General features: G+C 62.6%; 23 protein-coding genes. 6 read left to right on the forward strand and 17 right to left on the reverse strand.

Annotated elements, in window-relative coordinates; all coding sequences use genetic code 11:
* Positions 1–37: 37 nt before the first annotated feature.
* Entirely contained in the window at positions 38–3,541 is a 3,504-nt protein-coding gene (dnaE, locus tag ABIB00_RS14375) for a DNA polymerase III subunit alpha (RefSeq protein WP_354104800.1), read from the reverse strand.
* Between the two features lie 469 nt (positions 3,542–4,010).
* On the reverse strand, positions 4,011–4,736 hold the full coding sequence (locus ABIB00_RS14380; RefSeq protein ID WP_247349262.1) for an outer membrane protein: 726 nt from the start codon (positions 4,734–4,736) through the stop codon (positions 4,011–4,013).
* Between the two features lie 254 nt (positions 4,737–4,990).
* Here ABIB00_RS14380 and ABIB00_RS14385 point away from each other — a divergent pair, with 254 nt between their 5' ends.
* From ABIB00_RS14385 to ABIB00_RS14395, 3 genes are all read left to right on the forward strand, one after another.
* Entirely contained in the window at positions 4,991–5,308 is a 318-nt protein-coding gene (locus ABIB00_RS14385) for a DUF3551 domain-containing protein (RefSeq protein WP_354104801.1), read from the forward strand.
* Between the two features lies 1 nt (position 5,309).
* Positions 5,310–5,459, forward strand: coding sequence for a DUF3551 domain-containing protein (locus tag ABIB00_RS14390; protein ID WP_354104802.1), 150 nt, complete (start codon positions 5,310–5,312; stop codon positions 5,457–5,459).
* Positions 5,460–5,604: 145 nt separating this feature from the next.
* Positions 5,605–6,939, forward strand: a complete 1,335-nt coding sequence (locus ABIB00_RS14395; protein WP_354104803.1) for an MFS transporter — start codon at positions 5,605–5,607, stop codon at positions 6,937–6,939.
* Between the two features lie 10 nt (positions 6,940–6,949).
* On the opposite strand, the gene map is transcribed toward ABIB00_RS14395, so the two are convergent.
* On the reverse strand, positions 6,950–7,699 hold the full coding sequence (gene map / locus ABIB00_RS14400) for a type I methionyl aminopeptidase (protein WP_247349267.1): 750 nt from the start codon (positions 7,697–7,699) through the stop codon (positions 6,950–6,952).
* Positions 7,700–7,926: 227 nt separating this feature from the next.
* Between map and ABIB00_RS14405 the strand changes: the two genes are divergently transcribed.
* The gene (locus ABIB00_RS14405; RefSeq protein ID WP_354104804.1) at positions 7,927–9,246 is read left to right on the forward strand and encodes an epoxide hydrolase family protein; all 1,320 of its coding nucleotides are present in this window, start codon (positions 7,927–7,929) and stop codon (positions 9,244–9,246) included.
* Positions 9,247–9,677: 431 nt separating this feature from the next.
* Here the strand turns inward: ABIB00_RS14405 and ABIB00_RS14410 are convergent, their stop codons facing one another.
* The 3 genes from ABIB00_RS14410 to ABIB00_RS14420 all read right to left on the reverse strand — a co-directional run bounded on the left by ABIB00_RS14410 (position 9,678) and on the right by ABIB00_RS14420 (position 11,556).
* Complete coding sequence (locus ABIB00_RS14410) at positions 9,678–10,193, reverse strand: hypothetical protein (protein ID WP_354104805.1); 516 nt, start codon at positions 10,191–10,193, stop codon at positions 9,678–9,680.
* 66 nt (positions 10,194–10,259) lie between these two features.
* A complete protein-coding gene (locus tag ABIB00_RS14415; protein WP_247447363.1) occupies positions 10,260–10,721 on the reverse strand; it encodes a YybH family protein in 462 nt (153 codons plus the stop codon).
* Positions 10,722–10,806: 85 nt separating this feature from the next.
* Positions 10,807–11,556 (reverse strand): hypothetical protein, encoded by a 750-nt coding sequence (locus ABIB00_RS14420; protein WP_354104806.1) that lies wholly within the window; start codon positions 11,554–11,556, stop codon positions 10,807–10,809.
* Positions 11,557–12,133: 577 nt separating this feature from the next.
* On the opposite strand from ABIB00_RS14420, the gene ABIB00_RS14425 reads away from it, so the two are divergent.
* Positions 12,134–12,433: a hypothetical protein gene (locus ABIB00_RS14425; protein ID WP_247447361.1), complete on the forward strand. Its 300-nt coding sequence runs from the start codon at positions 12,134–12,136 to the stop codon at positions 12,431–12,433.
* A gap of 342 nt (positions 12,434–12,775) precedes the next feature.
* On the opposite strand, the gene ABIB00_RS14430 is transcribed toward ABIB00_RS14425, so the two are convergent.
* A complete protein-coding gene (locus ABIB00_RS14430; protein ID WP_354104807.1) occupies positions 12,776–13,570 on the reverse strand; it encodes a helix-turn-helix transcriptional regulator in 795 nt (264 codons plus the stop codon).
* A gap of 107 nt (positions 13,571–13,677) precedes the next feature.
* Here ABIB00_RS14430 and ABIB00_RS14435 point away from each other — a divergent pair, with 107 nt between their 5' ends.
* Positions 13,678–14,757 (forward strand): alcohol dehydrogenase catalytic domain-containing protein, encoded by a 1,080-nt coding sequence (locus ABIB00_RS14435; protein ID WP_354104808.1) that lies wholly within the window; start codon positions 13,678–13,680, stop codon positions 14,755–14,757.
* A 146-nt stretch (positions 14,758–14,903) separates the two neighbouring features.
* On the opposite strand, the gene ABIB00_RS14440 is transcribed toward ABIB00_RS14435, so the two are convergent.
* The 10 genes from ABIB00_RS14440 to ABIB00_RS14485 all read right to left on the reverse strand — a co-directional run bounded on the left by ABIB00_RS14440 (position 14,904) and on the right by ABIB00_RS14485 (position 25,713).
* Positions 14,904–15,605, reverse strand: coding sequence for an ABC transporter ATP-binding protein (locus ABIB00_RS14440; protein ID WP_211398118.1), 702 nt, complete (start codon positions 15,603–15,605; stop codon positions 14,904–14,906).
* A 7-nt stretch (positions 15,606–15,612) separates the two neighbouring features.
* The gene (locus tag ABIB00_RS14445; RefSeq protein ID WP_456649699.1) at positions 15,613–16,881 is read right to left on the reverse strand and encodes a lipoprotein-releasing ABC transporter permease subunit; all 1,269 of its coding nucleotides are present in this window, start codon (positions 16,879–16,881) and stop codon (positions 15,613–15,615) included.
* 84 nt (positions 16,882–16,965) lie between these two features.
* On the reverse strand, positions 16,966–18,285 hold the full coding sequence (proS, locus tag ABIB00_RS14450; RefSeq protein ID WP_354104809.1) for a proline--tRNA ligase: 1,320 nt from the start codon (positions 18,283–18,285) through the stop codon (positions 16,966–16,968).
* 153 nt (positions 18,286–18,438) lie between these two features.
* Positions 18,439–19,992, reverse strand: coding sequence for a copper resistance CopC/CopD family protein (locus tag ABIB00_RS14455; protein ID WP_354104810.1), 1,554 nt, complete (start codon positions 19,990–19,992; stop codon positions 18,439–18,441).
* The gene (locus tag ABIB00_RS14460) at positions 19,992–20,510 is read right to left on the reverse strand and encodes a YcnI family copper-binding membrane protein (protein WP_354104811.1); all 519 of its coding nucleotides are present in this window, start codon (positions 20,508–20,510) and stop codon (positions 19,992–19,994) included. Before ABIB00_RS14460 ends, ABIB00_RS14455 begins: the two co-directional genes overlap by 1 nt.
* 32 nt (positions 20,511–20,542) lie before the next feature.
* Positions 20,543–21,064 (reverse strand): copper chaperone PCu(A)C, encoded by a 522-nt coding sequence (locus ABIB00_RS14465; protein WP_354104812.1) that lies wholly within the window; start codon positions 21,062–21,064, stop codon positions 20,543–20,545.
* Positions 21,065–21,092: 28 nt separating this feature from the next.
* Positions 21,093–21,590, reverse strand: a complete 498-nt coding sequence (locus tag ABIB00_RS14470; RefSeq protein WP_354104813.1) for a TlpA family protein disulfide reductase — start codon at positions 21,588–21,590, stop codon at positions 21,093–21,095.
* Positions 21,587–22,798, reverse strand: coding sequence for a sialidase family protein (locus ABIB00_RS14475; RefSeq protein ID WP_354104814.1), 1,212 nt, complete (start codon positions 22,796–22,798; stop codon positions 21,587–21,589). The genes ABIB00_RS14470 and ABIB00_RS14475 overlap by 4 nt, the downstream gene beginning before the upstream one ends.
* Before the next feature lie 26 nt (positions 22,799–22,824).
* Positions 22,825–25,254, reverse strand: coding sequence for a TonB-dependent receptor family protein (locus tag ABIB00_RS14480; protein WP_354104971.1), 2,430 nt, complete (start codon positions 25,252–25,254; stop codon positions 22,825–22,827).
* 84 nt (positions 25,255–25,338) lie between these two features.
* Positions 25,339–25,713, reverse strand: coding sequence for a DUF2946 family protein (locus tag ABIB00_RS14485; protein ID WP_354104815.1), 375 nt, complete (start codon positions 25,711–25,713; stop codon positions 25,339–25,341).
* Positions 25,714–26,187 lie beyond the last annotated feature (474 nt).

Raw genomic sequence — 26,187 nt, forward strand, 5'->3', positions numbered from 1 at the left:
GCAAAACATGCAACCGGCTGCAACTTCGTGCGTGTTGCTAAAGCTGCTGCACGTCCACGACACCCGCCACCGCCTTGATGGCGCCGGCGATCTGCGGCGAGACCTTGAAACGGCCGGGCAGCTTCATCTCGACCTCGGTCTCGAGGTCGAGCATCATCACCAGCGAGACCTCGCCGTCGCCGTTGGAGCGCGGCGCGGTGCCGGGACTGCCGACTTTCGGTGCCGCGACGCTCGACGCCGCCATGTCGGGTCCGGCGAGACGCTTGGCGATCGAGTCCAGCGGCTTGGTGTCGCGCACGAAAATGCGCAGGCCCTTCTGGGTCTTGGCCGCGGCGTCGTCCAGCGGCTCGGCATGCAGCACGCGGGCGCGCACGTCCTCGCCCTGGAGCTCGGCACCGAGCTGGAGCAGCACGGCAGCGCCCGGCTCCAGCACGTCGCGATATTGCGCGAGGCCTTCCGAGAACAGCACCGCCTCGAAATGTCCGGTCGGATCGGACAGGCCCATAATGCCCATCTTGTTGCCGGTCTTGGTGCGCCGCTCCATGCGCGACACCACGGTGGCCGCGACCTTGCCGGCGGTGGCGCCGGTCTTCACCGCGCGCGAGAACTCGGCCCAGGACTGTACGCGCAGCCGCTTCAGCACGGTGGCGTAATCGTCGAGCGGATGTCCCGACAGGAAGAAGCCGATCGCGTCATATTCGCGGCGCAGCCGCTCGGCCGGCAACCATGGCTCGATCTGCGGCAGCATGACGGTCGGCGCATCGGCCGAGCTGCCGAACATGTCGTTCTGGCCGATCGTCTCGGCCTGATGCGCGCGCTGGCAGGCGGCGAGGATCGCGTCCGCACCGGCGAAGACGCGCGCCCGGCCCGGCTCCAGCATGTCGAAGGCGCCGGCCGCGGCAAGACTTTCGATGACGCGCTTGTTGATCGCGCGCGGATTGACCCGCGCGGCGAAATCGGCGAGCGAGGTGAACAGTCCCTTCTTCGTCCGCTCCTCGATGATCTGCTCGACAGCGGCAATGCCGACGCCCTTCAGCGCAGCGAGCGCGTAGTAGATCGTCTTGTCGCCGACCTCGAAGGTCGCGCCTGAGCGATTGATGTTCGGCGGCTCGACCTTGATGCCGAGGCGCTGCGCCTCCGAGCGGAATTCGGAAAGCTTGTCGGTGTTGTTGAGATCGAGCGTCATCGACGCCGCGATGAACTCCACCGGGTAATGCGCCTTCATGTAGGCGGTGTGGTAGGACACCAGCGCATAGGCCGCCGCGTGGCTCTTGTTGAAGCCGTAGTCGGCGAATTTCGCCAGGAGCTCGAAGATGGTGTCGGCCTGCGCCTTCGGCACGCCGTTCTTCACCGCACCGGCGACGAAGATCTCGCGCTGCTTCTCCATTTCGGCGCGGATCTTCTTGCCCATGGCGCGGCGCAGCAGGTCGGCGTCGCCGAGCGAATAGCCCGACATCACCTGCGCGATCTGCATCACCTGTTCCTGGTAGATGATGACGCCGAACGTCTCTTTGAGAATCGGCTCCAGCACGGGGTGCAGATATTCCGGCTCCTCGTCGCCGTGCTTGCGCAAACAATAGGTCGGGATGTTCGCCATCGGACCCGGGCGGTAGAGCGCGACCAGCGCGATGATGTCCTCGAACCGGTCGGGGCGCATGTCGACCAGCGCGCGCCGCATGCCCTGGCTTTCAACCTGGAACACGCCGACCACCTCGCCGCGCGCCAGCATCTGGTAGCTTTCGGCATCGTCGATCGGCAGCGTGGCGAGATCGACATGGATGTCGCGCGGCTTGAGCAGCTTGATCGCGACGTCGAGCACGGTCAGCGTCTTCAGGCCGAGGAAGTCGAACTTCACGAGGCCCGCGGGCTCGACCCATTTCATGTTGAACTGGGTGACCGGCATGTCCGACTTGGGGTCGCGGTACATCGGCACCAGCTCGCTCAACGGGCGATCGCCGATCACGATGCCGGCGGCATGCGTCGAGGCGTGGCGGGTCAGGCCTTCGAGACGCTGGGCGATGTCGAAGGCGCGCGCCACCACCGGGTCTTCGTCGCGGAACGCCTGGAGTTTTGGTTCGCTCTCGATGGCGGCAGCCAGCGTGACGGGCGCGGCCGGATTCTGCGGCACGAGTTTTGTGAGTTTGTCGACCTGACCGTAAGGCATCTGCAGAACGCGGCCGACGTCGCGCAGCACGCCGCGCGCCTGCAGCGTTCCGAAGGTGATGATCTGCGCGACCTGGTCGCGACCATAGCGCTCCTGGACGTACTTGATCACCTCGCCGCGGCGGTCCTGGCAGAAGTCGATGTCGAAATCCGGCATCGAGACGCGTTCGGGATTGAGGAAGCGCTCGAACAGCAGGCCGAACTTGATCGGGTCGAGGTCGGTGATGGTCAGCGCCCAGGCGACCAGCGAGCCTGCGCCGGAGCCGCGGCCCGGCCCGACCGGAATGCCCTGGCCCTTTGCCCATTTGATAAAGTCGGCCACGATCAGGAAGTAGCCCGCGTATTTCATGCGCATGATGACGTCGAGCTCGAACGCCAGGCGCTTTTTGTAGTCCTCGTCAGTGGTGCCCGGCGACAGGCCGTGCACTTGCAAACGGTTGCCGAGCCCCTCCTCGGCCTGCCGCTTCAATTCGGCCGCCTCGACCGCGGCGGCATCGGAGCTTGCGGCAGCGCCGACCGTGAAGAACGGCAGGATCGGCTTGCGCGTCATCGGGCGGAACGAGCAGCGCTCGGCGATCTCCACCGTCGAGGCCAGCGCCTCCGGAATATCGGCGAACAGCACCGCCATCTCGGCGCGGGTCTTGAAGCGGTGGTCGGGCGTGAGCTGCTCGCGCTCGGTCTCTGCGATCAGCCGCCCGCCGGCGATGCAGAGCAGCGCGTCATGCGCTTCGTAATCGTCGGTCGCGGCGAAATACGGCTCGTTGGTCGCAACCAGCGGCAGGCCCTTGGCGTAAGCGATGTCGATCAGGCTGCTTTCGACTCTCCGCTCCTTCTCGGTGTTGTGGCGCTGCAGCTCGACGTAGAGGCGGTCGCCAAACAGGCTGGCCAGACGCTCGCAGCGCGAGGCGGCAATTTCGGCCTGCCCCGCGGCAAGCGCCAGCGAGATCGGCCCGTCCGGACCGCCCGTCAGCACAATCAGGCCTTCGGTCTCGCCCTCCAGCCAGTCAAACTTGATGTGGGAGGCGTGGGTGTCGGGCGTCTCCAGGAACGCGCGCGAGTTCAGCCGCATCAGGCTGCGGTAGCCGCGCTCCTGCGCGGCCAGCAGTACCACGCGCGAGGGCAGAAGCGCGTTGCGCGCACTGGGATCCTGGTCGCCGAAATCGATCGCGATCTCGCAGCCGACGATCGGCTGGATGCCGGAGCCCGCCATCTTGTCGGAGAACTCCAGCGCACCGAACATGTTGTCGGTATCGGTCAGCGCCAAGGCCGGCTGATGGTCTTTCTTCGCAAGCTCGGCGAGCTTGGCGATCTTGATCGAGCCCTTGAGCAGCGAATAGGCCGAGTGAACGTGAAGGTGGACAAATCCGGCGCTCGGCATGGTCGCGTGACGGCCTCTTGCAGATGGATGGAGCGGTCGCCGGCACCGGAGGCATCATGCATTCGCCAAGCCGACTCGCCTCACAATGGTGGGGTCTCACCGCTTCAGAGTCCACGCCGGAGCGGCCGATCGGTCGCGTCGTCCCGCTTTTCCCCAAGGGGCACCCGTGAGCCGAGCACCGGTTTACAAAACCGCGGGTCTAGAGCTGCGGAATCACCTGCGCCCAGATTGCGATCATCCCGACGAACAGCGCGATCGAGGCGAGTGCGGCGGCTTCTTCGACGAAAATCCTGAACATGGCTTGCTCCATCACCAGAACGTATGAAGAACATTGTTCTCATTTTGTTCCTAGGAGTCAAGCCGTCTGCGCCATCTTGAAAAGCGATGGTTAACTCGCTGAATTCAAACAATAAAAAAGCCCCGGCACAAGGCCGGGGCTTTCATCAACCGCTCGATGGAGCGATCAAGCTCAGTAACGGCCGAGCATCTGGCCGGGGCCGAACTTGTAGTTCAGGCGGACGAGGCCCATGTCGACGTCCTGCTTGACGTGGACCGGCAGAACACCGATGCCGCCGGTCAGGTTCTGATCGTTGCCACCCAGGAAGATGTGGTTGTATTCGGCGCCAACCGACCAGTTCGGAGCGAACCCGAACTCGAGGCCCGCGCCGACCGTGCCGCCCCAACGAGTGTCGTTGGCCGATGCAAGCGACACGCCGCCGAAAGAGGCGTCGTACTTGGTGCCAACCACCGCCGCACCACCCTTTACGTAGAGCAGCACGTTGTTCCAAGCGTAGCCGACCTGACCGGTGATCAGACCGAACGAGTCGATCTTTGCGTTGTTGGTGAAGCCGGAGATCGCTCCAACGTGGCTGCCGGAGAAGTCAGCCCAGTTGCCCTGGCCTTCCACGCCGAACACCCACTGGCCCGACTGCATGCGGTAGCCGATCTGGCCACCAACCGTGCCCCCGGTCGCGTCATGCGAACCATCGCGGCCGAAGCCCACCAGATCCCACGTCGCGTGCGAGGAACCGCCGCCGCCGTTGACGCCGATGTAGAAGCCGCTCCAGTCGTAGATCGCGGCAACCATCGCGGGCGCCTTGGTGTAAGGCCGCGCAGCGAGGTCAGCAGCCACCGCCGGCGCAGCCGCGCCGAGCGCGATAAGGCTCACAGCAGCAAGCAACAGATTCTTGTTCATTTGATTCCCGTTCCAGTTTTGTCGTGAGGCCCCCGGGCCGTGTCGTCGTTCATACCAGCGCTCGACGGAATTGCTGTAACCTCGACGCCACAGTCCGCCCCAAAGGGCTGCGCTTCATTAATGAAGATTTATCAGGGCGCGCTGGAAACCCTTTGAAACAAGAGTTTTCACGAGTTCCAATGTCGGTTACACGACATATACGGCATGCACGCGTAACAATATCGCGCGCACATTCGCGTGATTGGAGAATTGAAATGCGCAGACGAATTGCTTTCCCCATTTCTGCCATATTTTCGCTCGCGCTCGCCACATTTGCGTTTGCGCCCGGCGGAAGCACGCCGGCGCATGCGTTCGGAACTCACCATGCCTTCTGTCTCACCGGCGATGAATGGCCGGGGCTCAGCAATTGCACGTTCGACAGTTACGCGCAGTGCCAGGCGAGTTCGTCGGGCCGCGCCCTCAGCTGTATCGCGAACCCGTATTTCGCAGGCCAGAGCGATGATCCCTACGCCTACCAGAACAGGCCGCGCGCGCAGACGCCAGGTTATCCGTCGGGCTATTTCCTGCGCTAAGATGCGTCGCGCTCGCTTCGCGCTCCTTGATTGCCGCTACGCCCCGCTCGAGCAGTGCAGGTATTTGGCCGTGGGTCGGTCGGCGACGCGCATTGCGAACCCGTATTTTGCGCAGAAGATGCCCCCTCGCCGCGCAAGGCGCCTCAATTAAATCGGGACGCTGATATGCGGCCTGCCCAGCATTGAGCTTCCAGTGTTGACGCCGACTGATCCGGGTTTAAGTACGACAGAGAAATCTTGCAGGGGTGGCGACGTTCGCTGGGCTGGTTCCCATTGACGCCACCATTGCAGGACACATGACGACATCGCACCGAGCGACCTCGCCCCGCGCGACCGCGGCCTCAGCACCCCCTCATCTCGCCATCGTCCTGTTCTCGCTCGCGATGGGCGGCTTTGCGATCGGAACCAACGAATTCGCATCGATGAGCCTGCTGCCGTTTTTCGCCGCCGACCTCGGGATCGACGAGCCGACCGCGGGACACGCAATCAGCGCCTACGCACTCGGCGTCGTGCTCGGCGCGCCACTGATCGCCGTGCTCGGCGCGCGATTGGCGCGGCGCGCGCAGCTATTGGTCCTGATGGCCGTGTTCGCGCTCGGCAATGCCCTCACCGCGCTGGCGCCAGGCTTTGGCTGGATGATCGCAGCGCGTTTCCTCTCGGGATTGCCCCACGGGGCCTATTTCGGCATCGGCTCGCTGGTCGCGGCCTCCCTCGTTCCGCAACATCGCCGCTCGCAGGCGATCGGCCAGGTGATGCTCGGCCTGACCACTGCCACCATCATCGGCGTGCCGCTGGCCAATCTGATTGGGCAGGCCGTCGGCTGGCGCGCGAGCTTCGGTCTCGTGTCGGTGCTGGCGTTGCTCACGGTCCTGCTGTGCGCCCTGTTCGCGCCACGCGACCAGGCAGGCCGGTCCGATCCGCTGCGAGAGCTGGGAGCGCTGCGAAGCGGCCGCGTCTGGATCACGCTGGCAATCGGCGCCATAGGCTTCGGCGGCATGTTCGCCGTCTACACTTACCTGGCGACCACGCTGATCGAGGTGACCAAGGTCAGCCCCGCGGTCATTCCGCTTTTTCTGGCCGTGTTCGGCATCGGCGCCACGCTCGGCAATCTGTTCGTGCCGCGCTTTGCCGACCGCGCGCTGATGCCGACCGCGGGCGTCATCCTGTTATTCTCGGCAGTTGCGCTGCTGGTGTTTCCGCTTGCCGCCGGCAATCCCTGGCTGCTGGCGGCAGACGTCTTCGCGATCGGCGCCAGCGTCTCGCTCGGCGCCATTCTCCAGACGCGGCTGATGGACGTCGCCGGAGACGCGCAGGCGCTTGCGGCCGCCCTCAACCATTCGGCATTCAACACCGCCAATGCGCTCGGCCCGTTCCTCGGCGGCATCGCCATTCGCGAGGGGCTGGGCTGGACCTCCACCGGCCCAGTCGGCGCCGCGCTGGCGGTTCTGGGTTTCCTGATCTGGATCGTCGCCTATCGCGACGCCAGATCTGCTGAAGCCGAATCTGCTCCGGTCGATGTCAGCTCGGGAAGCAACGCGGCCGCACCGGAGAATCCTCCGGCGAAACTGGCGCCACCGTTGGCGCCGGATGATCGAAGCCGTTCGGATGCCGCCAGTGATCCGGTGGCTTGAGGACGCCTCCTCAACCAGCCATCGTAACGATCAAAGGTCCGCTTCGGGTGGCGATCACGGTGTGCTCGTATTGAACAGTCGCCGCTTCGGGGCTGCTGTAGAGCGTCCACGGATCATCGCCATCCTGTGCCCACTCGGCGCCCAGGGACAGGAATGGCTCGACCGTGAACACCAGGCCGTCGCTCATGATACGGCGTTCGGAGCGGTCGGGCCATGTCGCGATCTCCGTCGGCTCCTCGTGGAGCGACAGGCCGACACCGTGGCTAGCAAGGTTCCTGACCAGGCTATAACCGTTCTTCCGCGCGAAGGTCCCGATGGCCTGACCGATGCCGGCAATCGGTTTGCCGGCCCCAACCTGCCGCAGGCCCGTCCACATCGCGCGCCTTCCATCCCTGCAAAGACGTTCGACCACGCGGGTTACGGGCGGAACGGCGAATGACGCTCCCGTATCCGCAAAGAAGCCGTTCTTCGCGGCAGACACGTCGATGTTCACAAGGTCGCCGCGCGCGATCCGTCGCTCACCCGGAATGCCGTGAGCGATCTCCTCGTTCACGCTGATGCAGGTCGCCCCGGGAAAGTCGTAGGCCAGCTCCGGAGCCGAACGTGCGCCGGCAGCCTCCAGCAGTGTTCGTCCGATCTGGTCGAGCTCGGAGGTGGTCATGCCCGGCTCGAGCGCCTTGCCCATCGCCTCGAGAGTGTTGGCGACGATGCGTCCGATCTCTTTCAGGCTGGTGAGGTCGTTGTCATCCGAGATTGTCATATCAGGCTCTTCCGAAAGCCGGGGCATAGCGCTTGTGAAGCCGGCTTGCAAACGGAAGGACCCATGCCAAATCGCGTCGGCGCAAATGCTTCTTGCCGGACGGCCCGGTCTTTCGAAAACGCACGACGTGACGCACCGGACCTCGCAATCGCCGTTCATATGACATTTCAGCGATGCTATCCCCCTGTCGCTCTCGACAACACAGACGAGAGAACTGGAGAATGTTCATGTCTGTCACGAACAACGGAATCGGCCGGCGAGACTTCGTTGCATCGTCGCTGGTCGGTACCATTGGCCTTACCTTTCCGCTCACTTCGATCGCGTCATCCGCTCAGGCCGCAGAAAGCACCGCAAGCCCCGCCGGCGACGCCAGCATCCGCAAATTCAATATCAACATCCCCGACTCGACGCTCGATGACCTGCGCCGGCGCATCGGAGCAACGCGCTGGCCCGACCGGGAGACGGTGCCCGACATCTCGCAAGGCGTGCAACTCGCGCGGCTGCAATCTCTTTGCGGCTACTGGGCCAAGTCCTATGACTGGCGCAAGATCGAAAAGCAGCTCAACGCGCTGCCGCAGTTCATCACCGAGATCGATGGCCTCGACATCCATTTCATCCATGTCCGGTCACGCAATCCCGACGCGCTGCCCATCATCATCACGCACGGCTGGCCGGGTTCGATCCTCGAAATGCTCAAGACCATCGGACCGCTGACCGATCCCGTAGCGCACGGTGGGCGCGCCGAGGACGCCTTCCACGTCGTCATCCCCTCGATTCCCGGTTACGGCTTCTCGGCGAAACCACGCGAACTCGGATGGGGCCCGGACCGCGTAGCGCGCGCCTGGGACGTGCTCATGAAGCGGCTGGGATATGTCAGATACGTCTCCCAAGGCGGCGACCATGGATCGGTGATCTCCGACGCGCTCGCCCGTCAGAAACCTGCTGGCCTTCTGGGTATCCACGTCAACATGCCGCCGACTGTGCCTGCCGAATACGTCAGGGGCATCAATGCCGGCGATCCGCCGCCTGCAGGCCTTCCTGAGCCGGAACGCGTGGCCTTCGAGACCCTGAGCAAGTTCTTCGCGCGAAGCGCGGCCTACGGCGCGATGATGGTGACGCGCCCGCAGACGATCGGTTACGGGCTTTGCGACTCGCCCGCGACACTCGCTGCCTTCATGTACGAGAAGATTGCCGAGTGGACGGACAGCGGCGGCGAGCCCGAGCGCGTGCTGACCAAGGACGAAATCCTGGATGCCATCTCGCTCTATTGGCTCACCGATACCGGCGCGTCGGCCAGCCGGTTCTACTGGGAAAACAACAACAACAACTTCAGCTCCGCCGCGCAGAAGACCACGGAGATCACGGTGCCGGTCGCGGTGACCGTATTCCCTGCCGAGATCTATCGCGCGCCGAAGACATGGACCCAGCGCGCCTATCCGACGCTCCATTATTTCAACGAGGTCGACAAGGGCGGCCACTTCGCGGCGTGGGAGCAGCCGCAGCTCTTCGCCGCCGAGATGCGGGCAGCGTTCAGATCGCTGCGCTAGGCAGTTCAATCCATGAACCGGGACATGAACCGGGGCGGCGGCACGTTGACAATGCTCTCGATGCGCCCGGTCGAGCGATGGCCAACGGTCTCGGATCGATCGCCAAAAGTTGCTCCAGGCGCTGCGCGACGGGCAAGGTGGCGCGGCTTTGACCGGAAAAGGCAGGTGGGTCCAACCGCACCTGCTCAATTGACAAGAGCATCGTACGCGCGACACACGCGAAATTGTAGGCATGTTAGCTGCGCGTAAGCAAAGCGGAGGAGACCGCAGGGTTTCCGCTGCAGGCCGGCAAGTACGGGGTCTGGCGCGGCCGCATCGCCCCTGACATGGTTATGGCGATGCTGGCGCCCCGCTCCGTGCATGTCCGCGAAATCACACCGATGCCGGACGGAAAGCCAGACACAACAAGGTTCGGCATCGACATGGCGGGCTTAGTTCGTCTTGACGAACTTGTACGTCCCCTTCTTGTGGCCAATGACCTGACTGATGCCATCGAAGTTGCTCTTGAGAGGGTCGATGGTGACGACGAGCGCGGCTTGAAGACCTTCGAATTTGCCGGTCCCCCCGGTTATGTTGCAATTGTTGGGCGATGCGGGCATCCAGTCGCATTGCTCGAACACTTGATCGCCGTCCTTGTCGACGTAAGTACAGAACCCATGAATTTCGGCGGTCTTCGCCGATGGATCCGTTAGGCGGCTGAGCTGACAACGTCCACCCATGTTGTTGAGTACAGGATTTCCCGCCTCGTTTGAGGCTGCCATGGCTTGGTTCATGAGAACAAACTCTCTGCCGCCGCCGATCGGCATCGGCTTGGGAGCAGGAATCGGCGTGGCGGTAAATATGACCGAGACGGCGCCTTCCGGCGGCATACTCTGAGCCTGGACACCCGTAGTTATCAGAACGACCGCGACTGAAAGCAATGCGACGTTTGCGTGTAAAATGACCATCGTTAGCTCCCTTTAAGTTAAGGTGGTGCAGAGAACTATTGCGAGCAAAGCAGGCTATGTCTTGAGTTACTTTGCTGCCTGCTGCGGCTGGGGCGGCGGCGGCTTGGGAATCGACGTGAGCATGCGAATCTTCCATTGCCCGTCCTCACGAACATCGAGAGCGGTCCAAATAACGGTGAAGTCTATGGGAGCACCTGTCTCGCTCTTGCCAGTAACGCGAGATTCGCCGGTTACCAGAGCCGTGCTTTCTGACAATGACTCAACCTCGGTCATCTTTACCTCGAGACGACTAACTCCCGCTCTGAACGCGTTCTCATAGTACTTGGTATTATCCACGACTCCGTCTTCAGTAACACGCATATAGCTCTTCGTATAAAGTGAAGTAATCCCGGCGGCGTCCTTGTTGTTGAAGTACTGCTCGTAGGCAGAACCTATCTTTCCAATTTCTTCTTTGAGATTTTGATCTGACGCAGTCGCAGGAATTGCTGATAGTAACAGCGAGATAAATACAGATCCAAATCTGCGCATGATGCTACTCCCTACTGTTGATGCCTCTCTAGACGCGAGGCAGTTGCGGACACCCGTTGTTTGCTCGAATTTTGTTGGTTCGTCCTCATGGTGGCAGGAGAGCGGCCGCTGTATCGAGCCCGCCGCTGAGTTCGGGCGACCGCATGAAAAGAAAACGAGAGGTCGCCGGTATTTCAGCGTCGTCCTTGCCGTCCTGGCCGATCAGGATCAATCCGGCTCCGCCATTTGCCACGTTAAGAACCACCGGCTCTCCACTCCACGTCTTGATTGGCTGCATTCCCACGATGAGAAATTCGCCCATTGGCTGATCAAAATATTGAAGGCGCAATTGCGGACCGATCTCCGCTGCCGCAAGTTCAAAGCCAAGTTGCCGGGCCCGCGCGTAAATGACGGCCAGCGGCACGCTATCGGTTTTGAAGCCAAGCTCGATCGCAGACACCACTACAAGCTCCACGCCTGTCTTGTTGGAACTGACGGTGAAGGCCGGCCGAGCGAGAACTTCCGCGGCCAACCCGCCAATACTGCAACCTACGGAATCCAATGCATTGCGCAACGCAATGGAATTGGCAAAGGTGCCGACCGCTATCGTCTTCCATGTCGGAACATCGCGGGCGGCCCCGATGAGTTTTTGCGGCAGATCAACTGCACGAACTTTGCCGAGCTTCAGTTGATTCTGTAAGACGTCGCGCGCCGAGCATTGTCCCCATGCCTGCAGCGTGGACTGAAACAAGGGAGCGGCACAGAGAAATGCAACAATCAGGCAATGCCTGCTCCGCCCCGCGTTCGGATGATGATCTAGTGCGGCGCGATCCGCGTGGCTTATCGGAATGCACATGTCGAAGATCGACTTTGTTACAAAGTTCGACTGAAAGAACCCGCCTCCGAGTCAATGGGAAGAACGGAGGCCAATGAAAAAACATTGTCCGACCGCACTCAAAAGGGGGGCCGGAGGCGGGGCGCTATTGGCTCAAGTATTCCAATTTCAAATGAACGGGCGGCAGTCCGTAAGCCCGATAGCCCGTCGCATCAAACCGAAAACGGAATGACGTGGCTGAAACGTAGCACCACGGGTCCGACGGTTCAATCTGCAACTCCGCCCACCAGCGTGCATAACGCGCTTCGCCGCGATCGCGACGTTCGAACAGCCCCTCTGGCACTCGAAGGCGTTACGTCGATTAAACTCGGCAATTCTCAGGTTCGCCGCGAACACCACTCCGCGCGAAAAATTGCCTGCCAGTGACGATCCGAGTCCATCCACCGAGAAAGGGCAGAGTTGCTTCCGCTTACGAGGCCTGAACCAGAATCAAGCCGCTGAAGACGAACCTTTATCGAGATTGAACTGGAGGTTCACTCCTCACACGTTGCTCGATACATGCCTCTTGGAAATTTTACACAACTATGGAGGTAGCCCCATGCCGATCGTTCAATTTACTCGCTTCAAGACCGACAAGGCCGAGGAAATGGTCCAGATTATCAGGCGGGCGAAGAAAATCTTTGAAAAACATGGTGCCGAATTTCTTCGGCTCTCCCGTTTCCACACTGGTGCCTGGACAGGAGAGTTGCTGGTTGCGACGCGCTACTCCAGTTGGGAGGTTTACGGCAAAGTGCAGGAGGCCGTGGCAAAGGACCCGGAGTTTGCGCAGGTGCAAGCTGACGGAATGAAGATTGCCGAACTACAGAGCCGTAACATTGCCGTTAGCATCGATCTCTAGTCGGGGCGCCGCCCCGCAAACTACATTAAGCGCGGAGGCCGCTGGACATATGCCGGCGGCCTCCCCAATCTGCTGCCCGGTGGCGCAGGCCGGCTGATTCAGGCTCTCGATCATCCGCCGAATGGACGGCGGTACGATCTCGGGTGTGAACGCGCGCCTGTCGCCGCCGCGCGCCAGTGCCTTCAGATGCCTATGCTGGGTCTTGCTGAGACGCAGCGCGCGAGCCTGCGCGTCGAAGGTCTTGGCCTTTGCGTTCTACGCCCTGGAGCATGATCCGGAAAAGTGTGCAGCGGTTTTCCGGAAAGATCATGTTCAAACAATAACCTAAAGCGCGATGACGATTCATCCCAATCTCATCGCGCTTTGGACTGGCGTGTAGATCACCAGCTTCAGCGCGGGATCATCGTTGGCCTGAAAGCTCGTGTGTTCGAACTGGAGCACGCCCCTGGTCGGGTGGTTCATGGTCTTGAGGCCCGCGGCGGTGCTGCGGATGTCGTGCGCTTCCCACCATTTGACGAATTCCGGACTGCCCTCGCGCAGCCGCGTGAGCAACTCCGTGAAGGCGGGATCGCCCGCCCAGACGTCGTGGGTGGCGCGAAACATCGCGACCATGCTCTTGGCGACGTCGTTCCAGCGGGCACCATAGAACTTTCGCGTCTGCTTGTTCGTCATCACCAGCAGCAGCGTGTTGCGGTCCTGCTCGGGCAATTGTCCGAACCCGAAGACCTCCTCGGCCGCCTCGTTCCAGGCCAGCACGTCCCAGCGCCGTCCCGTGACATAGGCGGGCTGCGTCAGGCTCTCGATCATCCGCCGAACGGGCGCCGGCACGATCTCGCGCGTGAACGCGCGCTTGTCACCGTCGCGCGCCAGCGCCTTGAGATGGGCATGCTCGGTCTTGCTGAGGCGCAGCGCGCGGGCAAGCGCGTCGACGGTGGTCACCGACGGACTGACGGTGCGGCCCTGCTCGAGGCGGATGTACCAGTCGACGCCGATGCCGGCGAGCTGCGCGACCTCTTCGCGACGGAGCCCTGCGGTGCGGCGCCGCCGGCCAGCGGGAAGCCCGACGGTCTTCGGCGACAGCTTTTCGCGGCGGGACCTGAGGAAGTCGCCGAATTCGACGCGGCGTGGATCGGCCATGATGACATGCCTCGATGGAGGGCCTGGACAATACTAGGATAATACCAGGCCTTCCTGCGCCTGGAAAGGCGGCGCATATCGGCTTCACCCTGCTTTGAGGTGAGATCATGAAAGCTGCCGTACTGAAATCCTTTGGATCCCCGCTTGCGATCGAGAAAGCCCCGGACCCTGTGCTCGGGACCGGCGAGGTGATCGTCGACGTCGTCGCCACGCGCGTGCTGTCCTACATGAACGAGGTCTTCAGCGGGATGCGCAACTATGCGCTCGACCTGCCGATCATCCCGGGTCCTGGCGGCATCGGACGGGTGCGTGCGATCGGCCCGGACGCGACGAAGCTCAGCGTTGGGGACTGGGTCTTCTGCGACCCGACGGTGCGCTCGCGCGACGAAATCGTTGCACCCGACATCGCCCTGCAGGGACTGACTGCCGCAGGTCCCGGCGGCATGCTCCTGCAAAAGCACTTTCGCCACGGCTCGTTTGCCGAGCAGATGCGCGTGCCGACGGAGAACGTGAAGCGCCTTGGCCAAATCACGTCCGACGAAGCCACGCAATGGTGCGCGCTGGGGACGCTGCTGGTGCCCTATGGCGGCTTCCTTGCCGCCAACCTTCAGCCCGGCGAGACCGTGCTGGTGAGCGGGGCCACAGGAAATTTCGGCAGCGCAGCGGTCTCGGTCGCGCTCGCGATGGGCGCGGACTGCGTGGTCGCCCCCGGCCGCAACGACAAGATTTTGGCCGATCTCGTCGGGCGCTTTGGCGACCGCGTGAGGCCGGTCAAACTCACCGGCAACGAGGACGACGACTGCGAGAACATGAAGCGTGCGGCTCCCGGGCCGATCGATTGCGTGTTCGACATCATGCCGCCCTCGGTGAGCACGACCGTCGTGCGCGCGGCGATCATGACGGTGCGCGCTTACGGCCGCGTCGTGCTGATGGGCGGCGTCGGCATGGCGGGCGGCGCGGGCCTCGAGCTGCCCTACCCCTGGATCATGCGCAACTGCATCAGCATCCACGGCGTCTGGATGTACCCGCCGGATGCAGCAAGCCGCCTGATCGCGCTGGTGCGCGCCGGACTGCTGCGGCTCGACGAATACGAGACCACGGCCTTCGATCTCGACCATGCCAACGAGGCGGTCGAACACGCCGCAGCCAATGGCGGTCCGTTCAAATTAACAGTGATCCGGCCGTAAATCGCCTTCCGCGGCGGCGATGCGCCGCCGCGGCTGATATGCCCGACATGTCAAATGGCTGGAGGAAGTCACCTCTGACGTAGCTGGCCACGCCCGGCTACTGTGCATGGGGTTGTTTTCGCCTTTTTCGTTCGAGCTCGATGACGTTACTCGAGCTCGATGACCTGGCCGTTCGACAGCGACACGCGCCGGTCCATGCGGCCGGCCAGCTCCATGTTGTGGGTCGCGATCAGCATGGAAACCTTGGTCGCCTTGACGAGCTGCATCAGGGCCTGGAAGACGTGGTCCGCGGTGTGCGGATCGAGATTGCCGGTCGGCTCGTCCGCGAACAGCACCCGCGGCGCGTTGGCCACCGCGCGCGCGATCGCAACGCGCTGCTGCTCGCCGCCCGACAGCTCGGAGGGACGGTGCGTGATGCGCTCGCCGAGGCCGAGATAGCCAAGAATCTCCTTGGCGCGCTTGACGCTCTCGGACTTCTTCAGGCCGCGGATCATCTGCGGCATCATGACGTTCTCTAGCGCGGAAAACTCCGGCAGCAGCCGGTGGGACTGGTAGACGAAGCCGATATCGGTGCGGCGGAGCTGGGTGCGCTCGATGTCGGGCAGTTGTGAGGTCGGCGCGCCATTGACATAGACCTCGCCGGAATCGGGAGCTTCCAACAGCCCCGCAATGTGCAGCAACGTCGACTTGCCCGAGCCCGACGGCGCCACCAGCGCGACGGATTGACCCGCCCACAGCGCGAGCTTGGCGCCGTCCAGGATCGTCAGCGGCACCTCGCCCTGCAAGTACTGCCGCTTTATCTCGTGGAGATAAATGACCGGTACATCTTCCGCCCCCTGCTGCTCCATCAGCCCCTCACTCGTACCGCAGCGCTTCGACGGGATCGAGGCGTGCGGCCCGCCAGGACGGATACAGCGTCGCCAGGAACGACAGCGTCAGCGCCATGATGACGACGGCCGAGGTCTCGCCGATGTCGATCTCGGCGGGCAGCTTCGACAGGAAATAGAGCTCTGGCGAAAACAGCTCGGTGCTGGTCAGCCAGGACAGGAATTGCCTGATCGACTCGATGTTGAGGCAGATCACCAGCCCGACGAAGAAGCCGACCATCGTACCGACCACGCCGATCGAGGCGCCCGTGATCAGGAAGATGCGCATGATCGAGCCTTGCGAGGCTCCCATCGTGCGCAGGATCGCGATGTCGCTGCCCTTGTCCTTCACCAGCATGATCAGGCCGGAGACGATGTTGAGCGCCGCGACCAGCACGATCATGGTAAGGATCAGGAACATCACGTTGCGCTCGACCTGGAGCGCGTTGAAGAAGGTCGAGTTGCGCTGGCGCCAGTCGACCAGGAACACCGGCCGGCCCGCCGCCTCCGTCACGGCCTGGCGAAACGCTACGATCTGATCTGGATTGGTGGTGAAGACCTCGATCGAGGTGACGTCGTTGCTGCGGTTGAAATAGGCCTGCGCCTCCGCGAGCGGCATGAACACGAAGCCGAGATCATACTCGGACATGCCGATCTCGAACACCGCGGCGATCTTGTACGGTTTTATGCGCGGTGTCGTGCCCATCGGGGTGACCGCGCCCTTCGGCGCCACCAGCGTGATGCTGTCGCCGGCGTGCAGCGACAACTGGTCAGCGAGGCGCCGGCCGATCGCGACCCCCTGCCCGTCGTCAAAACCCTCGAGCGAGCCCTGCTTGATGTTCTTGGCGATCGAGGTGAGGTTGTTGAGGTCGTCGGAGCGGATGCCGCGCACCAGGACGCCCGAGGCGTTCCACGGCGATGACGCCAGCGCCTGGCCGTCCACCACGGGCGCGGCGAGCCGGATGCCCTGGACCTGGCTGAGACGGTCGGCGACGTCCTTCCAGTCGGTCAGCGGCGATTCCAGCGGCTGGACCAGGATGTGGCCGTTGAGCCCCAGGATCTTGTCGAGCAGTTCCTTGCGGAAGCCGTTCATGACGGCCATGACGATGATCAGCGTCGCCACCCCCAGCATGATGCCGAGAAAGGAGAACCCGGCAATGACCGAGATGAATCCCTCCTTGCGGCGCGCCCGCAAATAGCGCGCCGACAGCATCCACTCGAATGGCGCAAAAGGCGCGGTCTGTACAGTCTTGGTCATGGGTTCATCCATCGGTTGATAATCCCATGATTCGGGGTCAATTGTGGCCGGATTGCCGGCCCATTACCGCGCGGTGAACACTATTCAGCCGGCCAGGCGCGCAACCACGTCCGCAGGCGACATATTCTCGCGCGAGCCGTCGGCACGCCGCTTCAACTCGATCTTGCCGTCGGCGAGCCCCTTCGGCCCGATCATGATCTGCCAGGGGATCCCGATCAGGTCGGCGGCGGCGAATTTGGCCCCGGCGCGCTGGTCGGTGTCGTCGTAGAGCACGTCGACGCCTTTGGCGGAAAGCTCCGCATAGAGCTTCTCGCAGGCTGCATCGACCGCGGCGTCGCCCTGCTTGAGGTTGAGAATCGACACCCGGAACGGGGCCACGGCCTCGGGCCATTTGATGCCGGCATCGTCATGGCAGGCCTCGATGATGGCGCCGAGCAGGCGCGAGACGCCGACGCCGTAGGAGCCGCCGTGGATCGGCACGTCGACACCATCGGGGCCCGCAACCAGCGCCTTCATCGCGTCGGAATACTTTGTACCGAAATAGAATATCTGCCCGACCTCGATACCGCGGGTGTTCACCCGCTTGTCCGCGGGCACTTCCTGCTCGAAGCGCGCGGCGTCGTGAACGTCTTCCGTGGCCGCATAGACCGAGGTCCATTGCTTGATGATCGGCGTCAAATCGCTCTCATAGTCGACGTCCTCGCCCGGCACCGGCAGGTCAAGCACGTCGCGATTGATGAAAACGCCGGATTCGCCGGTCTCGGCCAGCACGATGAACTCGTGGCTGAGATCGCCGCCGATCGGGCCGGTCTCGGCGCGCATCGGGATTGCCTTCAGCCCCATCCGCGCGAAGGTGCGCAGATACGCCACGAACATCTTGTTGTAGGAGACCCGCGCCGCGGCCTCGTTAAGGTCGAACGAATAAGCGTCCTTCATCAGGAACTCGCGGCCGCGCATCACGCCGAAGCGTGGGCGCTGCTCGTCGCGGAATTTCCATTGGATATGGTAGAGATTGAGCGGCAGGCTCTTATAGGACTTCACATAGGCACGGAAGATCTCGGTGATCATTTCCTCGTTGGTCGGCCCGTACAGCAGCTCACGCTTGTGGCGGTCGGCGATGCGCAGCATCTCCGGACCGTAAGCATCGTAGCGGCCGCTCTCGCGCCAGAGGTCGGCGAGCTGGAGCGTCGGCATCAACAGTTCCAGCGCACCGGAGCGGTCCTGCTCCTCGCGCACGATCTGCTCGATCTTCTTCAGCACACGAAAGCCGAGCGGCAGCCAGGCATAGATGCCGGCGGCCTCCTGTCGGATCATGCCGGCGCGCAGCATCAGCCGATGCGAGACAATTTCCGCCTCTTTCGGATTTTCCTTCAGGATCGGCAGAAAGAACCGCGACAACCGCATGGCAATACTCGAGGAATCAGTGACGGCTTGCAGTGAAACCGGATTGAGAGCCAAAACACAAGACCATGAATGAGGAAAAGCCGCTAAGGCAACGGAATTCCTGTCATTTTTCCGTCGACTTGAGGTTCAGCCTGAGCTGCCGAAGAGCCGGATTCAGGGCGCCCCCACCTCGAGTTCGTCCTCCAGCGTGATCATCTCGAAATCGGTCACCAGCGCGTCGATCCGCATATGCCAGCGGCCGGCAAAGGGAAGCTCGACTTTGCGCACGTGCCAGTAGCCATCGGGTCCTAGCGAAGCGTTCCGCTCCATCGGCTCGATGCCCCGTTCAGGCAGGCTCAGGGTCAGCGTCGCTTCCTTGGCGGTCAGCGGCGTCGCGTCGCCGGTCATGAGCTGGAGCACGAAATCGTCGAGCCCGGCCTTACCCGGCGAGACCAGGACTTGGAACATCGCCTTGTCGGTGTGAATGTGGATGGCGAGCGGCGTCTCCGGAACGATCGTCCGCGGCGGCGGCGTGAAGCGCCAGCCCGCGACGACGGCAAAGATGCCGAGCGTGATGGCGCATTCGAACAGGATCGAGCGCTTGAGGGCTGGCGCGGCCTTGTGATCCCCGGGGAGCGCCGGGGTCAGGCGAAAGCGGTTGAGCGCGGCAAGCGCCAGCAGCACCACGACCAGCGCCAGCTTGATCGAGAGGATCAGGCCGTAGCGGGTCTCGACCAATGCAGACAGCTTTTCAAGCTGGACGAAGGCGAGCGCGAGGCCGGTCAATGCGAGAACGCCAACGACCGGGACGGCGATGTGGGAAAAGCGGTTCACGACAGGCAATGCCGCGGCTGGCGACTTCGACACAAGTGCAGCGAGCGGGACCAGCGCGCCAATCCAAAAGGCAACGGCGAGGCCATGCAGGAAGATAGCAGGCCGCGTGAGCGCCTCGGGCGGTGCCGTAGCAGCGTGCCCGGTCATGGCGAGCGACAGACCGACGCCGACGAAGGCGATGAGAGCAAGAGCGCGTGCATACCCCGTACCGCGCAGCGCCATTAACGCGAACAGCATCGCAGCGATGGCAACAAGCAGCGCGGGGCCGGCGCTAGTCTCAAATGCGACTTTCCAGGGAGCAATCGTCGCGAGAGCCGCCAGCGGCAGCCCAAGAAGATCGAGACCCAGCGCACCAAGGGACGCAACCGCGCTCGGAAGGCCGATCGCGAGCGCTATGCGCGGCACGGCCATGCCGGTCATCGACCACGCAACGCAGCGCGCAAAGAACACGCCGCCGGCGCCGACGAACAGGCCAAGATAGAGACCGACCCGCGTCAGCCAGATCAGCACGTTCAATCCGCTATCCGCGTTTGCCGGAGGTTGCGTCCCCGTCGGCCGGCCGATCGAGAAGATCACCGATCCCGCGACGGGATGGCCATCCTGCGAGATCACGCGATAGCTGACGACCGCCGTGCCCTGCGGCAGGTCCGCCGGCATCGCAATCGAGATCGTCTCGCCCGATGCGCTGACGCGCACATCACCCCGCGCCCTGCCCGCGCCGTCGATCAGTTGGATCGCGCCCGGCGTCACCGCCTCGTTGAAGCGCAGCTCCACCGTCTTCGGCGCGCTCGCGAGCATGCTGCCGCTCGGCGGCTCGACCGCGACGAGGGCCGCGTGCGCCGAGGCGCCGGTCGCGAAGCCGACAAAGAGGAGCAGCGCGGCGAGCAGGCGCATCAGGGTTTTGGCAGGAGTTTTACGCCCGGCGCCGGTGACTTGCCCTCGCGCGAATGCCCCGCTCCCTCCGCTGGAATCTCGATCCAGCGGCTGACGCCGGTCTCGCATTCCTGGACGACGGGGAAGTACAGAATCGTGTTCGGCTTGAGCATGTCGGTCAGGGCCGTGTGCATGACGAACTCGTCATAGTTCTTGTCCGGCAGCTTGCCGCCGGACCAAGTCACCTCCTTGACGCCGGAGGAGAGCTTGGTGCCGTGATAGTCGTATTCGCCGGCATATTTGCCCTCGACGACATCGACGTTCCAGCCGGCCTTCGGCATCGGCTTCACCGCGATCACGCCCTCGGGGATCTGCACCCGGATCTTCACCGTCGGCGAGCCCGCGCAACCGTGCGGCACGGCGAAGACGGCTTTGTACGATCCCCCCACAGTCGCCTGCTTGGCTTCGAGGAAGACGTGCGCGGTCGCCGGCGTTGCCGCAAATGCACTCAGAAAAATCAGCCAGATTCGCGTCGACATGTTCGGTCTCCCGAAGGTTCGGATCATGCTCGTCACATCTTCATTCCCGAATGATCAGGCATTTTCTTCATCATCTGCCCGCTATCGCCGGGCGCCTGGGCGCCGACGCCCTGGACGTCGAGGGAGACGGCAACTTTGCCGGCCTTCTCGAACTGAAGCGTCACCGGCACCTTGTCGCCCTGCTTGAAGGGGCCCTTCAGCTCCTGAAGCATGAGGTGGTAGCCGCCGGGGGCGAACTTCACCGTCTTGCCGGGATCAATCACGAGGCCCTTGTCGAGCAGGCGCATCTTCATCACGCCGTTATCCATCGCCATTTCATGAACCTCAGCCTTCCCCGCGATATCGGCGGAAATGCTGACCAGCTTGTCGGCGGTCATGCCCTTGTTCTCGATGGTCAGATAACCGCCGGCGACCTTGGCGCCGCCCGGTGTCGCCCGGCTCCACGCCTGCGAGATGACGAGATCGCCCGCCTTGACGTCGTCGGCCAGCGCTGGCGCCGCGCAGAGCGCGAGAGCGAACGCCGAGAACAGCACATCTTTCAACATGGTCTTCATATCGGTCTTCCCGTTTGCAGATTGACTTTCAGTGTGTGGAGAGTTGTTGCGCCGACCATTTTTCGAGGTCGGCTATCTCGGCCGAGCCTTCGACCGTCGTAATGGCTCCATCGCGAGATATGAGCATTGTCCGGGGAATGTCGCCCTGCCAGCCGGGGTCGATCTCGAACCGCAAACGTTCGACAAAGCCGTCGTTGAAGATGAAATTTTCGGTCGAGGACAGCCCCGCTCTGTCGAGCATCGATTGCGTCGCCGCCGGCAAGTTCGGCACGAGATCCGCGCTGATCGTGACGACGTCGATCCCAGGATGATCCTTCGCAAACTGCCCGAGCAGCGGCAGCTCGACCTTGCAGGGCCCGCAGGTTACGCCCCAGAAATGCACGAGCGCAGGGCGGCCCGCATGCCCCTTAAGCACGCTTTGCCACGTGCCGCGCTCGAACGGTTTCAGAGCGGATGCCGCCTCTAGCGCAGACGCTGAGGCGATCAGGAGACCCAGGCCCAGCAGGCCGGCAAATCGACGTCTCATGGCTGGTCCTCGATTGCTGCAATCCGATAGCCATCCGCCTTCGTCATCCATGACAGGTAGGTCTGCCGGCCGTTGGAAACGAGCAAGGGGTGGTCGGAGGTGTCGGTGGTGCTCGATATCGTTTTCGGTGCCGACCACGTCTCGCCATCGTCGTGCGAGATCGTCATCTGCACCGAGGTCTTCTCGCCATCGAACTCTTTCCAGACCATCACCGTTCCCGCCGGGCCCGCAAGCACGAACGGGCGCGTCGGACTGCGATCCGGCCGTCCCAGCGCCATGGGCGCAGAGAAACTGCGGCCTTCGTCGCGCGAGTGGGCATAGAACAATCCCTTCCGCGCCTTCCCGTTCGTGTACCAGGCGACGTGATAGGTCCCGTTCGGCGCAACGGTGAGGCTCGGCCCGTGATGCGGACAGGCGTTGATCTGCCAATCGTCGTTGCTGACCCGATGGATTTCACCTGGCGTCGAGACGTCGGTGAAGGTCATGACCGCGTGGTCGCGCACGCCACCCTCGAAGATGTTCCTGAAGATCACGGCCGGCCGCCCCGGCGTTGCGAACGTCAACCCCAATCGGCAGCATTCGCAGGTGTTGTCACGGGCGAGACTGGCCTCGGCGTAGGTGACACCGCCATCGCGCGACGAGGCAAAGAACAGCCCTGCTCCCTCGTACTTCCGTCCCGTCTCCTTCGCCGGGACGCGATTGCGCTTGTCGAGCCAGGCCGCGAAGACAGTGCCATCCTGATCGAGCGCCAGCGCCTCAAAACGCTGGCTCTCGTTGTTTGCGGTGATCGGCTTCAGCTCCGCAAAGCTCTTCCCGCCATCGGCCGAACGCGTGTAGAGCACCTGGCCGTTGAATGCTTCATCCCTGAAGATCGAGAACGCCAGCGCGATGCCGCCCTTGCGATCGACCACGATCTTCGGCCGGGCATCCGGCCCCCAATCAAGGTTCAACCGCTTCGTCGTGACCTGGATAGGGGGCGAGAAACTGCGTCCCGCATCCTGCGAACTCGCAACAGAGACCTGCCCTCCCGCCATCCAGACGAGCCACAGCGTTCCATCCGGACCGAATGCAGGCGTCGCCTTGGTCGCACAACGCAGCGCGGGCTCCTCACAGGCCGCTTCGGATGCATGCTGAGCGTGCATTTGTCCGAGTGCCGTATTCTGCAAGAATGCAAGAGCGACTATCCCGAAGAAGCCACTTCGGATCATGCCCCTACTCCCTTCGAGGGCCCGGATCATTTAAACGCCACCTTCATACCCGCAACGAACGTGCGCGGCGAGCCCGCATAGATCGATCCCGTTGTGTTTGCGAGCACGCTCGCAGGATTTTGAAGGCCGGCCGTCGTCACCGTATTGGTGATGTTGTTTGCCGAGGCCACATAGGTACGGTCGAGTACGTTTCGGACTTCGAGAAACAGGTTGAGAGATCTGAAGGTGTCGGACACAAGATCGGTCTTGTAGTGAACGTTCACATTGACCAGTTCATAGCCCGGCGCCTTGAGCAGATTTGCATTGTCCATATAGAACGAATCCTTCCACTGGACTTCGACGAAGCCCCCGAGACCTGCCAGCGGCCCGGCGAACTCATCGTAGCCAACCCGTGCCGTCAGTTCGTTGGGCGAGATGCCGGGGATCTTGTTGCCGGCCCGGTTGAAGCTGAATATGGCGACATTGGTGATGTTCTCGACATACTCGGTGTAGACCTCGTCGAGATAGGTGTACGCCGCCACGAACCGCCAGCCCGGATAGAACTTCCAGTCGGCCGCAAGCTCGATGCCCCGATGCTCCGATCGCGGTGCGTTGAACATGTAGGTCGCGTTGCTCGCACTGGGATTGCTGACGGCCTGACTTACCAATTCATTTCGGAAAAATTCGTAAAATGCCGTCGCACTCAGCTTGACCGCATTGCCCGGCGTCCAGTCGAAGCCAAGATCGTAGCCGACATTGGTTTGCGTCTGGAGCTGCGTGTTGTTGCCAAAATCACCGTTCGGAAGAACGAACAGATTCGACACCTGCGGCGTCCCGTATCCGGTGGCCACTCGCCCGCGAAACTGCCATTCCTGATTGAGCCTGTATAGCAACGCCAACTCAGGAGCTGTGTTCTCGATCTTGCGATCAGCACGGGTTGCCGGAGGAATCGTCGCGACTGGAACATTGAACGTGTTGTATTTGTATACGGTATTGATGCCTTTCAGGACCGTGGTTTCCCAGCCAATTCCGGCTATCGCGGTCAAATCAGGAGTGAGCTTCAACTCCTCCCTCGCCCGTACCCCATAGTTGGACGTATCGCTGAAAGTATTCGCCTGGAGCAGCCCCAACGTGGCGTTTCCGCCCGGCATGACGTTGCGCGTGTCGCTTGAGGCTACGAGTGTATTGTACCACGCGCCGACAAGTGTGGTGGAATCCATGCCCAGGATTTCGCCGCGCTTTGTAATGTCGCTCATGTAGTTGTACGACGGGAAATCGCCGATGGCGGTGGTCGTGCCGGTCGGCTGGCTAATATTCCTGTCATCGAAGACGAACTGGTTTCGCCAAGTCGTCGAGTTATCGAAGTCGTGCTCCCATCGTCCACCGACAATGGTTCGCCGATCGTTTCGTCCGAGCCCCGCTTGCGTTGCCGTCTCGGTGTCCTTGTCGTCTACGACGCCGATTCTTGCGTTGAAGCCGTTTTTGAAAAGAGACACAGCGGGACATCCGGCGGCTGCCGCTGCGCCCGTCGTACAGCCCTGCTGGAAGGGATTGGTGTAGAACTGGTTCAGCGACTGTCGGATTGGCAGCCGCGCGCTGAGGTCGTTGTTGATGATCTTGACCGTGAAGCGATCATCCGGCGTCGCCTTCAGCGTTCCGAGGAAATTGACGGTCTGCGTGTTGAACCAGCTATTGCCGATGTAGCCGTCGCCCCGCGTGTCGCTTGCAAACAGCGAGCCCTCGAAATTCCCGACCTTCTTGCCGGCTGCCAGGTAGTTGTTGAGATAGCCGTAGCTGCCGCCGTCGACACCATACTCGACGCCGTCGATCGTGCCGCCCGGCCGGGTTCGGAAATTGAGCGCGCCGCCGGTCGCGTAATTGCCGTAGAGCGCCGACGAAGGGCCGCGGATCACGTCGATCGCAGCATAGGCATGGGGATCGATGAGGTCGCTCCGCGACAGGCCGTCCGGCTGCGTCACCGGAAAACCGTCGTCGAAGATCACGAGATTGCGGATGCCAAAGCCGTTCCGGGCGTTGGAGCCGCGAATCGAGATGCCGAAATCGCGGGGGCCATTCCCCTGCTTGATCGAGATGCCCGGACTATCCCGCAAGACGTCGCTGACCGAAAACGACGGGCGATTGTCGAACTGGCTGCGATCGATGGTCGTCGCGGTCTGTCCGGCAGGCGACTGATTGAGACCATCTCGGGCTGCACGGGCAGTCACTGTCCTGCCTTGGGTCGGTGCGCTGACGTTCGCGTTTGGCGTAACACGCCTCACGGCGCGGCCCGCCGAAGCGGAGCGTAGTCGCGATGGCCGGGTTACCGCTGGTTTGGGCCGGGCGGCCTGCGGCGCCTCAACGGTCACCGCGGGAAGCACGGTATTGCTGTTTTGAGCAAAGACTCCACTCGACGACGCAAGCAGCGCGGCCTGAACGGCAACGAGGCTCACGCCACGGCGGGCATGATAACGTAACATGGGGCATTCCTGACGCCGGCAGCTATCGCCGGCCAATGACAACATCAATCGCCAGCGGACGGGCCGCGGCGTTACCTTGGGTCGTCAGGAAAACTGAGGCGGCGCGCGTGCCTGGGCGTTTGAGTCCCTATAGACGGCGACGGCGGATACATCCGCCACGTGCCACACCACGCGCTCGGCGTGGCGGAAGGGAATGGAGAGCGCGGCGTGCGGCGGCGAATCGGATGACGCGCCCACCTGCGCCAGACAACACAGCGCGCAGGCGCCACCATGCGCGGCCGGTGCACCGTTCTGGTCGCTCAGGCCGCCCTGCTCGCTCGGGCTGTGGCAGATGACGGCTGCAGAAAGCGGATTGGCCATGGCCTGGCCGGCCGCCAAACAGGCGGCGATCGGCGCCAGCACCTGCATCGCCAAAGCGAGCAAGACCAGGGGTAAGAATTTTTGCAACCGTGCGCGCATCCGCCGAACCATTCGTTCGTCTACCAACTAAACACCGCGCGGAGAGCCGAGTCGAGGCCGGTTCCGCGGCCTTCCTGGTCCAGCGCAAATTTCTGGAGAACTGTGGTCGGGCCACCCCACGAGAGAGGATCTGCGGCATTCGAGGCAGTCCCGCAACCCTGTCCCTCCGCAGATTTCTTATATTTGTCATAAGCTTACAAGACCGGAAGCCCGATCATTTCGTCAATTGCTCGAATTTTGAACATTCGTTGCCGAAAATGATGACAAGTGAGAAAAGTTGATCTAGCATCCCTCTTGCTCAGGCTGGCCGTGAGGTCGAAGTCTGGTGGTCCAAGTCTCGGGAGGAGCCCCTGACGCGCAAAACGCAGCGTCGCCCCGCCAATCAAGATCAAATCTTAGAATCGGGGATAATAGGGTCGACACAATTTTCGAGCGGGGCTAGGGCCCCGCTCTTTTTTTGTCTGCATGGCCACA

The sequence above is a fragment of the Bradyrhizobium sp. LB14.3 genome (assembly GCF_040547985.1).
Classification (GTDB): Bacteria; Pseudomonadota; Alphaproteobacteria; order Rhizobiales; family Xanthobacteraceae; genus Bradyrhizobium.

Bases quoted from the DNA above. Each gene is read 5' to 3' on its own strand.
- ABIB00_RS14385 (WP_354104801.1), top strand. From the start codon at position 4,991: ATGCGCAGACGAATTGCTTTCCCCATTTCTGCCATATTTTCGCTCGCG.
- proS (WP_354104809.1), bottom strand. From the start codon at position 18,285: ATGCGGTTGTCGCGGTTCTTTCTGCCGATCCTGAAGGAAAATCCGAAA.
- ABIB00_RS14435 (WP_354104808.1), top strand. From the start codon at position 13,678: ATGAAAGCTGCCGTACTGAAATCCTTTGGATCCCCGCTTGCGATCGAG.
- ABIB00_RS14480 (WP_354104971.1), bottom strand. From the start codon at position 25,254: ATGTTACGTTATCATGCCCGCCGTGGCGTGAGCCTCGTTGCCGTTCAG.
- ABIB00_RS14440 (WP_211398118.1), bottom strand. From the start codon at position 15,605: ATGGAGCAGCAGGGGGCGGAAGATGTACCGGTCATTTATCTCCACGAG.
- ABIB00_RS14430 (WP_354104807.1), bottom strand. From the start codon at position 13,570: ATGGCCGATCCACGCCGCGTCGAATTCGGCGACTTCCTCAGGTCCCGC.
- ABIB00_RS14445 (WP_456649699.1), bottom strand. From the start codon at position 16,881: ATGACCAAGACTGTACAGACCGCGCCTTTTGCGCCATTCGAGTGGATG.
- map (WP_247349267.1), bottom strand. From the start codon at position 7,699: ATGACAATCTCGGATGACAACGACCTCACCAGCCTGAAAGAGATCGGA.
- ABIB00_RS14420 (WP_354104806.1), bottom strand. From the start codon at position 11,556: ATGTGCATTCCGATAAGCCACGCGGATCGCGCCGCACTAGATCATCAT.
- ABIB00_RS14470 (WP_354104813.1), bottom strand. From the start codon at position 21,590: ATGAGACGTCGATTTGCCGGCCTGCTGGGCCTGGGTCTCCTGATCGCC.
- ABIB00_RS14405 (WP_354104804.1), top strand. From the start codon at position 7,927: ATGTCTGTCACGAACAACGGAATCGGCCGGCGAGACTTCGTTGCATCG.
- ABIB00_RS14410 (WP_354104805.1), bottom strand. From the start codon at position 10,193: ATGGTCATTTTACACGCAAACGTCGCATTGCTTTCAGTCGCGGTCGTT.
- ABIB00_RS14380 (WP_247349262.1), bottom strand. From the start codon at position 4,736: ATGAACAAGAATCTGTTGCTTGCTGCTGTGAGCCTTATCGCGCTCGGC.
- ABIB00_RS14395 (WP_354104803.1), top strand. From the start codon at position 5,605: ATGACGACATCGCACCGAGCGACCTCGCCCCGCGCGACCGCGGCCTCA.
- ABIB00_RS14485 (WP_354104815.1), bottom strand. From the start codon at position 25,713: ATGCGCGCACGGTTGCAAAAATTCTTACCCCTGGTCTTGCTCGCTTTG.
- ABIB00_RS14390 (WP_354104802.1), top strand. From the start codon at position 5,310: ATGCGTCGCGCTCGCTTCGCGCTCCTTGATTGCCGCTACGCCCCGCTC.
- ABIB00_RS14465 (WP_354104812.1), bottom strand. From the start codon at position 21,064: ATGAAGACCATGTTGAAAGATGTGCTGTTCTCGGCGTTCGCTCTCGCG.
- ABIB00_RS14455 (WP_354104810.1), bottom strand. From the start codon at position 19,992: ATGCGCCTGCTCGCCGCGCTGCTCCTCTTTGTCGGCTTCGCGACCGGC.
- ABIB00_RS14460 (WP_354104811.1), bottom strand. From the start codon at position 20,510: ATGTCGACGCGAATCTGGCTGATTTTTCTGAGTGCATTTGCGGCAACG.
- ABIB00_RS14425 (WP_247447361.1), top strand. From the start codon at position 12,134: ATGCCGATCGTTCAATTTACTCGCTTCAAGACCGACAAGGCCGAGGAA.
- ABIB00_RS14475 (WP_354104814.1), bottom strand. From the start codon at position 22,798: ATGATCCGAAGTGGCTTCTTCGGGATAGTCGCTCTTGCATTCTTGCAG.
- ABIB00_RS14415 (WP_247447363.1), bottom strand. From the start codon at position 10,721: ATGCGCAGATTTGGATCTGTATTTATCTCGCTGTTACTATCAGCAATT.
- dnaE (WP_354104800.1), bottom strand. From the start codon at position 3,541: ATGCCGAGCGCCGGATTTGTCCACCTTCACGTTCACTCGGCCTATTCG.